The organism is Lishizhenia sp. (assembly GCF_033720595.1).
Classification (GTDB): domain Bacteria; phylum Bacteroidota; class Bacteroidia; order Flavobacteriales_D; family Crocinitomicaceae; genus Lishizhenia.
Genome location: NZ_JAWWCF010000094.1, coordinates 1 through 11304, shown reverse-complemented (window position 1 = coordinate 11304; position 11304 = coordinate 1). Strand labels below are relative to the sequence as shown.

The 11304-nt window shown below is 37.3% G+C and carries 13 protein-coding genes; 1 reads left to right on the top strand and 12 read right to left on the bottom strand.

Translation table 11 applies throughout. From position 1 onward, the window contains the following. The coding region (locus tag R3333_RS08175; protein WP_318958299.1) for an N-acetylmuramic acid 6-phosphate etherase at positions 1-605 on the top strand (605 nt) is incomplete at its 5' end. A 6-nt stretch (positions 606-611) separates the two neighbouring features. On the opposite strand, the gene R3333_RS08170 is transcribed toward R3333_RS08175, so the two are convergent. The 12 genes from R3333_RS08170 to R3333_RS08115 all read right to left on the bottom strand — a co-directional run. Further along, entirely contained in the window at positions 612-1529 is a 918-nt protein-coding gene (locus R3333_RS08170; protein ID WP_318958298.1) for a ribonuclease Z, read from the bottom strand. A 2-nt stretch (positions 1530-1531) separates the two neighbouring features. Further along, positions 1532-1873 (bottom strand): STAS domain-containing protein, encoded by a 342-nt coding sequence (locus R3333_RS08165; RefSeq protein ID WP_318958297.1) that lies wholly within the window; start codon positions 1871-1873, stop codon positions 1532-1534. A gap of 57 nt (positions 1874-1930) precedes the next feature. After that, a complete protein-coding gene (locus tag R3333_RS08160; protein ID WP_318958296.1) occupies positions 1931-2860 on the bottom strand; it encodes an aspartate carbamoyltransferase catalytic subunit in 930 nt (309 codons plus the stop codon). Then, entirely contained in the window at positions 2853-3401 is a 549-nt protein-coding gene (gene pyrR, locus R3333_RS08155; protein WP_090249133.1) for a bifunctional pyr operon transcriptional regulator/uracil phosphoribosyltransferase PyrR, read from the bottom strand. The genes R3333_RS08160 and pyrR overlap by 8 nt, the downstream gene beginning before the upstream one ends. 202 nt (positions 3402-3603) lie before the next feature. Beyond that, on the bottom strand, positions 3604-4953 hold the full coding sequence (locus R3333_RS08150; RefSeq protein WP_318958295.1) for an MFS transporter: 1350 nt from the start codon (positions 4951-4953) through the stop codon (positions 3604-3606). Positions 4954-5141: 188 nt separating this feature from the next. After that, positions 5142-5711, bottom strand: a complete 570-nt coding sequence (locus R3333_RS08145; protein ID WP_318958294.1) for a Maf family nucleotide pyrophosphatase — start codon at positions 5709-5711, stop codon at positions 5142-5144. 38 nt (positions 5712-5749) lie between these two features. After that, positions 5750-6409 (bottom strand): hypothetical protein, encoded by a 660-nt coding sequence (locus tag R3333_RS08140; protein WP_318958293.1) that lies wholly within the window; start codon positions 6407-6409, stop codon positions 5750-5752. A 4-nt stretch (positions 6410-6413) separates the two neighbouring features. Beyond that, positions 6414-7358, bottom strand: coding sequence for a geranylgeranylglycerol-phosphate geranylgeranyltransferase (locus R3333_RS08135; RefSeq protein WP_318958292.1), 945 nt, complete (start codon positions 7356-7358; stop codon positions 6414-6416). Further along, positions 7358-9346 (bottom strand): OmpA family protein, encoded by a 1989-nt coding sequence (locus tag R3333_RS08130; RefSeq protein ID WP_318958291.1) that lies wholly within the window; start codon positions 9344-9346, stop codon positions 7358-7360. Before R3333_RS08130 ends, R3333_RS08135 begins: the two co-directional genes overlap by 1 nt. Before the next feature lie 5 nt (positions 9347-9351). After that, positions 9352-9960, bottom strand: coding sequence for a 7-carboxy-7-deazaguanine synthase QueE (locus R3333_RS08125; protein WP_318958290.1), 609 nt, complete (start codon positions 9958-9960; stop codon positions 9352-9354). 317 nt (positions 9961-10277) lie between these two features. Next, a complete protein-coding gene (locus R3333_RS08120) occupies positions 10278-11006 on the bottom strand; it encodes a sulfite exporter TauE/SafE family protein (RefSeq protein WP_318958289.1) in 729 nt (242 codons plus the stop codon). A 65-nt stretch (positions 11007-11071) separates the two neighbouring features. Next, positions 11072-11304, bottom strand: a 233-nt coding sequence (locus tag R3333_RS08115; protein ID WP_318958288.1) for a hypothetical protein, incomplete at its 5' end; no start/stop codon positions are given.

Here is an 11304-nt window from a genome sequence, read left to right as displayed (position 1 = left end):
GTAGGTTAGGCGTTGTGGATGCTTCGGAGTGTCCGCCTACCTTTGGTGTTGACTTTAATACTGTTATTGGTTTGATTGCTGGAGGAGATGCTGCCATACGTAAAGCTGTTGAATTTGCCGAAGATGATGTTAATCAAGCTTGGAAAGATTTACAGGAGAATAATTTTACAGCGCAAGATACCTTGGTAGGGATAGCTGCTTCGGGATCTACTCCTTATGTTATTGGAGGGATTAATAAAGCAAGAGAGTTAGGTGCAATTACTGCAGGTATAACGTGTAACCCAAACAGTAAACTGACTGAAGTTGTAGAGCATGCTTTGGTGCCTGTGGTAGGACCAGAGTTTGTAACTGGTAGTACGCGTATGAAGTCCGGAACAGCTCAGAAAATGGTCTTGAACATGATTTCTACTGCTGTAATGATAAAGTTAGGTCATGTTAAGGGGAACAAGATGGTGGATATGCAGTTGAGTAATGTAAAGCTTGTTGACCGTGGAGCTAGAATGGTTGCGAACAATTTAGCTATAGATTATGATGCGGCCAAAGCGTTGTTGTTAAAGCATGGGTCTGTAAGAAAGGCTACTGAAGCGGGTAAAACTGGAGTGTAGGGTGATTTAATAAATGAAGAAGTGATCCCCGTCATTTACCACCTGGGTCTTTTCAAAAATAGCTTGTGCCTCTTCGGTGTGTTTTTCAACGGTTTTGTAACGAGCTGATAAATGCCCGATGATCAATTTCCTTACCTCGGCCATTTTTGCTATTGTGGCTGCTTGTTCTGCGGTAGAGTGTTTGGTAGCCTTGGCGCGTTCAATTTTGTCTTTGGTAAAGGTAGCTTCATGGTACAATAAATCCACGCCTTTGATCAAAGGAATGATGTCTTCTTTGTAAGCTGTGTCTGAACAAAAAGCATAGGATCGTGTGCGTTTAGGCGGTAAAGTCACATCTTTTGCACGAACGATACTTCCATCTTCTTTTTCTACATCTTTCCCTTGTCTTAACTTAGAAATGTAGGCAACGCTTAATCCTGTTTTATCGAATTCTTCCTTGATTAAATTTCTTTCCTTCGGTTTTTCTTTAATCAAGAATCCAGTAGTTGGAACTTTGTGTTTTAAAGGAATAGAGTGTAGCTCTATCAATTTATCTTCGAAAAGTAATTCTGATTCTTTGGGGTTAGTGATGACAAACTTTATGTTGAAATTAAGGTGAGCACCACCGATTTCTAATTGCTGCTTGATAATTTGCTCCAATCCTTCTGGACCGTAAATTGTCAAACCTTCATTTCTTCCAAGTAATTGTAGTGTAGACAAGTAGCCTACTAAACCAAAGAAATGATCACCGTGGAGGTGACTAATACAGATATGACTGATTTTTTGTAAACGAACTTTGAATTTACGCATTTGAAGTTGCGTTCCTTCACCACAGTCGATCAGTATGTGGCGTTCGTTGCAGTTTACGTAGTGTGAAGTAGCGCCTCTTTCTAGGGTAGGAATTGCAGCTCCTGAGCCCAAAACGGTTACTTCAAAGCGCGTCAAACTTATGCGTTTATTTTAATTTGAGCTTCTGGTAAATTATCTACGATAGTAAATACTCTATCCAATTGAGCTATGGCAATCATTTTCTTCACAGCATCGTTTAATCCACAAAGGATGAACTGACCACTACCGTTTTTACATAATCTGTTAGCGGTAAGAATAGCCGTTAAACCTGAAGAATCACAGTATTTTGTAGCGCTTAAATCAATGATCATGTTGTTCACACTGTCGTTATTGATTTTAACCAATACGCTTTTCAATTCTGGCGCATTGCTGGCATTCAATTTATCTACCTTAGCGGTAATTACGGAATAGTTATCAAACTCTGCAGTTTCGAAGTTCATATTTGTTTTAGCTTTCGGTAAATGTAATAAATTTCTTAATTAGTGAAGATTCAATTTTTAACGTTCAATTTTTGAAGCTAATAAGTAAATTACAGCCATACGTACAGCTACACCATTTTCTACCTGGTTTAAAATGATAGATTGCTTGCTATCCGCAACATCTGATGTAATCTCAACTCCTCTGTTGATAGGACCTGGGTGCATCACAACAATTTCTTTAGATAGAGAATCTAAAAGTTCTTTGTTTAATCCGAATAACATCGTGTACTCTCTCAATGATGGGAAGTACTTGATGTCTTGTCTTTCCAATTGAATACGCAACATATTGGCTACATCACACCATTCTAAAGCCTTGCGCAAGTTGTGTTCTACTTTTACACCTAATTCTCCAATGTATTTTGGGATAAGAGTAGTTGGTCCACATACCATAACTTCAGCTCCTTGCTTTTGTAAAGCGTAGATGTTAGATAATGCTACACGCGAGTGTAAAATATCACCTACAATAACTACTTTTTTACCGGCAACGCTTCCTAGTTTTTCTCTGATTGAATAAGAGTCTAATAAAGCTTGTGTTGGGTGTTCGTGTGTTCCGTCTCCAGCGTTTACTACACGTGCATCTATTCTTTCTGATAAGAATTTTGCAGCACCTGGGTTGGGGTGACGCATCACTACCATGTCTACTTTCATAGACAAGATGTTATTTACTGTATCTACTAGAGTTTCACCCTTCTTTACAGAAGATGATGCCGCACTAAAGTTTACTACATCTGCAGATAATCTCTTTTCAGCCAACTCAAAAGAAAGTCGCGTACGCGTTGAGTTTTCAAAAAATAAATTGGCAATCGTAATATCTCTTAATGAAGGAACTTTTTTGATCGGTCTGTTGATCACTTCCTTAAAACTATCCGCCGTTTCGAATATGATTTCAATATCACGAGGGGTTAAGTCTTTTATTCCAGTAAGATGGTCTACACTAAGATTATCCATTATTGTTCGGTGTATATAGTACTACTTTATCTTCTCCTTCTATCTCTTTCCATTCAACAGAAACACGCTCAGAAATAAGGGTGTCAACCGTCTTACCAACATAATCCGCTTGTATGGGTAAATGACGTTTGAATCTTCTGTCAACTAATGTAAGCAGTTCAACTTCACTTGGTCTACCAAAAGCCAAAAGGGCATCTAAACCAGATCTGATCGTTCTTCCTGTATACAAAACATCATCGATTAATACGATACGCTTGTTCTCTATGCTGAAGTCGATATTGGTAGCACTTGGGATGGGGGGTCTTTCTCTTCTCCTAAAATCATCTCGGTAAAAAGTAATGTCTAGGGTACCACAAGCAATAGAATGCCCTGTGATATTTTCTAACATCGCTTTTAATCTATCCAGAACTTTCACGCCTCTTGGCTGAAGTCCAATTAATACAGAATTTGAGAAATCGTTATGACTTTCAATGAGTTGATAACAAAGTCTGTTAAGCGTTAATTCGAAATGCTTAGAATTGAGAATGACTTGCTTTTCCATTGGGGACAAATATAGTTTATTCGCTCCAAAAATGAGTTCAATTTTATTTAAAAATTTGTCACTCGACTTCGCTCGCGAACCTTTAAATCCTGAAAATTAATTTTAATAACTAAAAAAATCAACAAGAGGTTATCGATCGGAGTCGAGATACCCGAAGTGTTAATCCTTACTACTTAAATCTTAACAAGCTTTTTTTTAGCCTTTATGCTTCTTTCTCTTTTTGCGGAACAAAAAATAATAAAATCATACCCAAAGCAAAGAAGATGGTAATAGAAATTACAGAGTCTCTTAAATCTCCCGTAATACCGTAAACCAATCCCCAGAAGAAGGTTCCTAAAACGATACCAATTTTCTCTGTAGAATCGTAGAAAGAAAAGTAGGAAGCGTGGTCTTTTGTATCGGGTAAAAATTTAGAGTAAGTAGAACGCGCTAAAGCTTGAACACCTCCCATCACTAAACCAACCCCTGCAGCTAACAAATAGAATTCAACAGGTGTTGTGATATAATAGGCTACAACACATAAAATAAACCATAGCGCTACCACGATTTTAAGTGTATTGATATTTCCTAAAAGGGAAGAGGTTCTAGACATCACAAAGGCTCCTACTGCAGCTAAAATTTGAATAAGTAGAATAGAAACTATTAAACCTGTATCTCCACCGCCTGGACCCCATTCAATTTCTTCTTTAGCAAAGTAAACAGCCATAAGCATTACCGTTTGCACTCCAGTATTGAAGAAGAAAAAGGACATAAGGAATCTTTTTAATCTTTTTGTTTTTCTGAATTCTTGGAAAACTGCTTTCAATTCTTTGAATCCTTTCCAGATATAACCTTTCTCTTTTTTACGATTGTAAACATTGTGAGGGAGTGCTCTAAATGTAATTTGACTAAAACCTAACCACCATATTCCTACACCGATGAAAGAGTATTCAACCCTCCACCAAGATGCGATAGAAGCATTGTAAAGTCCATTAGTTTCATCCGATGACATGATCATGAATAAGGAAAGAACCAATAATATCATTGCTCCAAAATACCCCATGGAGAAACCTTTTGCAGAAATTTTGTCGTGATCTTTGGGTTCAGCAATCTCAGGTAAGTAAGCGTTGTAGAAAACCAATGAATTCCAGAAACCTATACTGGCCAGGAAGATGGAAATCATACCAATGGATATGTTTTCGCTGAAAAAGTAAAGCCCCATACATGCAAAAGAACCGAGGTAACAGAAGAATTGAAGAAATCGCTTTTTACTACCTACCACATCGGCAATACCAGAAAGAAAAGGGGATAGTACAGAAACTACCAAAAAAGAAAAACTCAAAATGTAGGTAATCAACAATTGATTTTCTACCTCCATTCCAAAGAAGTCTACCATTACCTTTTCATTGGGTAACAATTCCTCTCTATCCGGAAAACGTTCCAAATATTTGTTTTTGGTAACATTGCTATAGAAAATAGGAAAGATGGCACTTGAGATTACTAAATTGTATACAGAGTTGGCCCAATCGTAAAATACCCAACCACGTATTGTTTTCTTATCTCCTTTTTGCATATACTAGATTTATAAGGTGCTAAATATAATAGTTTTGAGTAATGAGGAGAAAAGTGAATGTGGAAGAGGAGTAATATTCTTCAGTTGCAATCAAGGTTATCGAGCGGAGCGCAGTGCAGAGACAAATCCTTCAAATTGCAATAAACGACAACAGGTCATCGAGATAAGCAACAATTAGGAGTTTTAATTTAAAAATTCTTCAATTCAGCCCAGACTCTGGCGATGGGTAAACCTACGACATTGTAGTAAGAACCTTCTATTTTTTGAACACCTATCTGACCTATCCATTCTTGGATGCCATAAGCTCCCGCCTTGTCCAAGGGTTGGAATTTTTCTACGTAGTAGTCTATTTCTTCTTGACTCAATGCATTAAAAAATACGCGTGTACTTACACAAAAACTGACTTGTTTTTCTTTGCTGCTCAAACATACACCAGTAACTACCTCATGATCGTTATTGCTCAAAGAAGCGATCATTGCTTTGGCTTCTTCTAAATCTTTGGGTTTGCCTAATACAGTGTTGTTGATGATGACAGTGGTGTCTGAAGTTAGTAAAACTTCGCCCTCCTTTAAAGTGTCTAATAAAGGTGCTGACTTTAATTTACTCAAAAACTCAGCTACCTCATGCGCAGGTAAATCTTCAGGATAAATTTCTTCCACTTCCTTTGTTCTTACCTCAAAGTCTAAGCCTAAACCGCTAATTAATTGTTGACGACGAGGAGATTTTGAACCTATGATAATTTTGATGTTGTTGCGCATGATAGTTTAAATTAATTATCCTTCTATGTACACAGGGATTATTTCCACTGATTTTGTTGTTTTAAAACTTGAAGTGCCTTTTTTAGGTAAAACAGTTTCTCAGATTTTAAACTAGATCCAAAGGTAATTCTTTTTGAACCTTCCATTACAAGTCGATTTCCTTGACTCCCTGGATATCTGAAATTAGTAGTTTGTTCATTTATTGTTTGAACTTCCTTCCATGAAAACTTTTTTACAAGACCAATATTCCCAACTCCTGTAAATACTTTACCTCCTTCATTATTCAGTGTAATTTCAACTTTACCCCAAATAGTCATGAGGGTAAGGCTCCAAAAAATAATTGCACCAATTATGAAAGGTATCCCAAATAGTGATTGTTGTAGGTCAAATTCTCCATTAATCAATTGATAACCGTAAACGGTACCTATGGATCCACCTGTCCAAACAAGCATAAAAGGAACCAAGAAAAAAGCAATTGGGGATCTAGTTGATGCTCCCAAAACGGTTTGGTTGAAATCATTTTTTAGCCAAGTACCTTTTGGACTATCATTTATATCAAAACCTAAAGTTGTTGAATCCTGTACGTTTTCAGAGATTATAAATACATTTTGACATGTCGTACAAAGAGCAACATCTGTTAGTACGTTTAGATTTTCTGTGGCAATTTCAGATTTACATTCTGGACAATTTAACTTCATTTTTTTAAGCTATAATTAACCAATAAAATGGTGTTAGTAAGCCAGAGATCATGGCTACTTTAATTAACAGATGAGTGGTGTGGTAGTTGGCTTTTTGACTCGATTTCCACAACCAAAGGATACTCAATATCACAAAGAAGGCAGAAATTAAAAGGGGCACAACATCGATGAATTTAATGCGTATATCTGCTAGAATAAAGTAAAGTGCACATGAGAAAAATGCAGGGATCAACAAAATGAAAGTGCTGATTAGTTTCGTTTTTTTAGTAGATACTGTTAAAGGTAAAGTATGTGCATGTAGCTCTTTATCTCCCTCTTTGTCTTCAATGTCTTTGATGATTTCTCTGGCCAAATTCAAAAAGAAGGCAAAGAAACCAAGGGTCATTGCCATATATAAAATCAAGTAATGCGTATCTCCCAAAGGTTCAAAAGGGTAGATGAAAGGATGGTTTCCTGATAATTGATGTTGGTAAAATATTCCAACTAAAAAAGGAACCAATGCGGTTAACAATGCAATCAATACATTTCCCAAAACTTTGGTTCTTTTAAAATAGCTCGAATAAAACCACAAAACATTAATGCTCACCAAATGAATGAAAACATACCAAAAAGACGCAAAGTAAATACTTAAATAAACGGCAATTCCAAAGGCGATAACATTGATCACCCAGTGTGAAACAATGGCCCATCTTCTTTTGATGTGTTTATCAATTATTAAACGTTCTGGACGGTTAATTCTATCGGCTACCACATCAAAATAATCATTGATGATGTTACCTGCACCAGCAATCAGTACGGTTGAGAGTACCAATAAAATAAAGGTGTGACTGAAGATCAAGCTTTCGCCTTCATAACGTAAAAAGTAAGCATCAAAATAAGCTGCTAAACCAAACATGGTAGCTGCTATAATGAGCAAGTTAATCGGACGCAATAGCTTAATAAAGTGCATTATTTTATGATTTTATATTCGGTTCTTCTGTTTTGTTGATGAGCAGCCTCTTTTTCTTTATCTGTAGCTAATTTAGCAATTTCTTCATCAGTAATTTTAGGTTGTGTTTCCCCATAACCTTTAAAAGTAAGACGTTCTGCTGCAATACCTTTGTTTACCAAATAATCGTAAACGGCTTTTGCTCTACCTTCGGATAATTTTTGGTTGTCTTCCGCATCTCCTCTTGTATCGGTATGACCACCAATTTCTATTTTCAAGCTTGTGTTCTCTGCTAAAAGTTTGTACAGTTTATCCAACTCCGTAAAGGATTCTTTTCTGAGTATAGTTTTGTTTAAATCGAAGAATACATTCTCTAATTCAACAATGGCATTTTCTTGCGCCAACGGGTGCATAGGCACGTCCATATGTACACCTTCATTGTCTTCTCCAGAAGTCATATCGAAACTTTTAGAGAAGAAGGCATATCCCGGATAACTCACGTTTAAGGCATATTTTCTATCGGTAGGTAGGGCCACCAAGAACTCACCATTTACTTTATCAGCTTCAGCAGTAATCACCACTTCATCGTTGGCAATGTCTATCAACTCAAACTTACCCGGTAAAGGATTCCCAGTTACATCATCGTACACGTATCCTTCAAAATATAATGTCTTTGTAGGTCTTAAATCTTCAGGCATTTCGAAATAGTAGATGTCCAAACCACCCTGACCACCTTCACGGTCTGATGCAAAAAACGCTATTTCTCCATCTGCACTCACCAGTAATGAATTTTCATTGGCTTTAGTATTGATAGGATATCCCAAATTGATTGGATTCCCCCAAGTTTCATCAGGGTTCTTTTTAGCCATGAAAATATCTGAACCACCTAAGCCTGGGTGACCATTAGATGCAAAGTAAAGGGTTTGACCATCTGGGTGAATCAAAACTGATGTTTCTTGGAAGGGAGTGTTGATATTTGTTGGTAAACGCTCCGCTTTAGACCAGTTTCCCTGATCATCTTTGTAGGTAACGTAGATGTCAGAATTGGCCTCATACCCTCGTCCTGATTTTCGAACAAAGTACAATGTTTTACCATCAGAAGATAAAGAAGGTTGTGATTCCCAGTTTGATGTGTTGGCATAACCTGGTAAATTAATGGGGTCTACCCACTGGCTTCCAATTTGCTTGGTGTAGAATAAATCGCACCTTCCATAGCCTTGTTTGTTCGGGCCATAATCTCTAACTCCAGCTGGAGATTCACAAGCCACAAAAACCAAAGATTTCCCATCCGATGAAAGGGTAGGAGCACCTTCGTTTAAGGGAGAGTTAATATTCGAGGGCATGGCAACTGCTTTTTGCCAAATAAACTTATCGCTCAATTGAGAAACAAAGAAATCTTCTTGGAAGCCCATGATGCTTTTAGCCGGAAGTTTACGTGTAAACAACAAAGTCTTCCCATCTACGGTAATCGTCGGGAAGTATTCATCGTGTTCTGTGTTAATTCCAGGACCAATGTTTATCGGTGTTATTGCACGTGCATTTTCTATCGCTTCAATGGAGAATACCGCAGATTTTTTTAATTCGTGTGCTTCCTGCATCACTGCTTCAGCAACTGTTCTACGCGGGTAATTAATTACCATGTCGGTGTATTTTACAACATCTTCATATTCGCCTAGAGCAAATTGTTTTTGAGCGATGGAAAGGTAAAGGGTTCCATTAAAGTTTTGTGCTGGATTGATACGCAGCAATTCCTTTTCGTGGTAAACAGCTTTTTCAAATTCTCCTTTTTGGGCGTAGACTTGACTAATCATATCATGCGCCTCTAAAAAGTCAGGATCCCTCTCTAGGGCCTTGGTAAGTTTTTCAATTTGTTCATTGGCCGGAGATGTTCTGGCCTGTTCAAATAGTTTTATTGCCTTTTTATCCTTGCTACTGTATTGCATTTGAGCCGTACCACAAGCAGAGGTAAAAGCGAAAAGTAAGGTAAGTATCAATAAATTCTTAAGCATACATTCTAAGGTATTTGCATGTATTTATGCGTTTGTAAAGAAATTCTCCATTGTGGATTTTCTTTTACATATTCAATAATTAAAGGCAACATTTTGGCCTCTTTGCTCCATTCGGGTTGTAGGTAAAGTTTACAATCTCCGTTCACTTTTGCTGCATGATCTTCAGCCCATTTAAAGTCAGATTTATTAAAAATCACAACCTTCAACTCTTTGGCTTTGGCATAAGCATCTTCTACTGGAGCTTTAAATTTTTTCGGAGAGAAACAGTACCAATCAATATCCCCTTTCAAAGGGTAACACCCAGAGGTTTCTATGGCAACTTCTATTCCAAGTTTATGCAATTCTTCCACAAAATAGGTCAAGTCATACATAGCAGGCTCTCCACCTGTTATAACCACAAAGTCGGTTTTAGTTGCAGTAATTTTGTCCAAAAGTTCTGTAACGGTAGTTTCAGGATGTTTTTCCGCATCCCAACTTTCTTTTACATCGCACCAAACACAACCTACATCACAACCACCCAAACGCACAAAGTAAGCCGCTCTACCACTGTAAGAACCTTCACCTTGTATGGTGTAAAACTCTTCCATCACCGGAAAACTTTTAACTACTTCCATCTCTTGTTTTTGCATCCTTCAAAAATAGAAATAATCCCAAGTAGTTGAGGGTAATGCTTAGAATTAATGAAGTATGAGTTATTAAGTGTACATGTCTTTTTAGGCCGCTGATCTGGCTATCCTTCCTAGTCCTCGTGTCTCTAACTTTTCAAAAAGCAACAATTGCTCAGCTTCCTCTGGTCGCAGGCACTTCTTGTTTTTCAAAGTTCTCGGCACTGCGGGCTATCCATACTATCCAGGCGGGGAAAGAGTCTAAAGAAATAATTTTCAATCCATAGCTATTTCTAGCGTGTTTCTAGAAATAGGAATAAAAAACTTTAGAAGTAGAGCTGAATCAAGGTGATAACACCAATCAGAAGTACAAAGCTCAAAGAAAGTATTCTGAATTTATTTTGGGGAATGTGGTGTAGGATACGTTTTCCTATATAAGAACCAGCAACACCAATAATAAAGAGAAATGGAACATATTTTAAATCGTGTTGATGAATGTATCCATTGCCCCAATACACAAAGGTTCTAGAAAAGTCTATCATGAAATCGATGAAGGCAGAGGTGGCAATAAATACGCTTTTTTCTAAGTTGAAGGCTGCCATGGTCAATCCCCTTATGGCTCCTCCTGTTCCTAATAAACCTGCAGATAGGCCTGAGAAACTTCCTCCAATGAGCGCATTTTTCTTATTCGCTGCCAGTGCAAAATTTCTTCGAATGAGGAAGAATAAACTGAAGGCCACCAAGAATATACCCAGTATGACTTGTAAATATGTAGAAGCGACATATTTGGACAGGAGTCCTCCAGCAATCACAAAAATAACTGAAGGAATGCCTATGTTGAGCAGTAGCTTTTTATCCAGTCCTTTTCTAAAAAGAAAGATTTTACTTACGTTACTCGATAGGTGAAAAAGCGCCGTTAATCCAAGTACAGAATGATAATCGAAATAAAAATTACCGATGGGAACAAAGAATACTGAAGATCCAAAGCCTCCTATGGTTCCGATAATCTCGGCCAAAAGAGCAAGCAATAGAAAAATGAAGTTGAGGTCTTTCATTCCCTTATATTCGTTTTTCTAAAGATATATGAAAGGACCATAAAAACGCAGTACACCTTAATTTTTTAATCAAGGTTTTTTGCGGCTTCACTTACTTCGAACATTTCTATACACGTAAGCGGACTTTCGTAATCGAATACGACAAGAAATTCATAAAAGCTATTTTCCTTCACTTCAAAGTTTTCTGAAACAGTGTTTCTTGCATCCCATTTCGATAAGAGGAGGTCCTTTTTGCTTTTCCCCGTTTTATAGAAAACAGTAGCTTTGCTAGTATTCAACGTTTTTAACTCCACCTTAT

What these genes read in the sequence shown, in the direction of transcription:
- R3333_RS08145 (WP_318958294.1), bottom strand. Translation starts at nt 5,711, where the DNA reads ATGCGCAACAACATCAAAATTATCATAGGTTCAAAATCTCCTCGTCGT.
- R3333_RS08120 (WP_318958289.1), bottom strand. Translation starts at nt 11,006, where the DNA reads ATGAAAGACCTCAACTTCATTTTTCTATTGCTTGCTCTTTTGGCCGAG.
- R3333_RS08125 (WP_318958290.1), bottom strand. Translation starts at nt 9,960, where the DNA reads ATGGAAGTAGTTAAAAGTTTTCCGGTGATGGAAGAGTTTTACACCATA.
- R3333_RS08135 (WP_318958292.1), bottom strand. Translation starts at nt 7,358, where the DNA reads ATGCACTTTATTAAGCTATTGCGTCCGATTAACTTGCTCATTATAGCA.
- R3333_RS08160 (WP_318958296.1), bottom strand. Translation starts at nt 2,860, where the DNA reads ATGGATAATCTTAGTGTAGACCATCTTACTGGAATAAAAGACTTAACC.
- R3333_RS08150 (WP_318958295.1), bottom strand. Translation starts at nt 4,953, where the DNA reads ATGCAAAAAGGAGATAAGAAAACAATACGTGGTTGGGTATTTTACGAT.
- R3333_RS08140 (WP_318958293.1), bottom strand. Translation starts at nt 6,409, where the DNA reads ATGAAGTTAAATTGTCCAGAATGTAAATCTGAAATTGCCACAGAAAAT.
- R3333_RS08130 (WP_318958291.1), bottom strand. Translation starts at nt 9,346, where the DNA reads ATGCTTAAGAATTTATTGATACTTACCTTACTTTTCGCTTTTACCTCT.
- pyrR (WP_090249133.1), bottom strand. Translation starts at nt 3,401, where the DNA reads ATGGAAAAGCAAGTCATTCTCAATTCTAAGCATTTCGAATTAACGCTT.
- R3333_RS08165 (WP_318958297.1), bottom strand. Translation starts at nt 1,873, where the DNA reads ATGAACTTCGAAACTGCAGAGTTTGATAACTATTCCGTAATTACCGCT.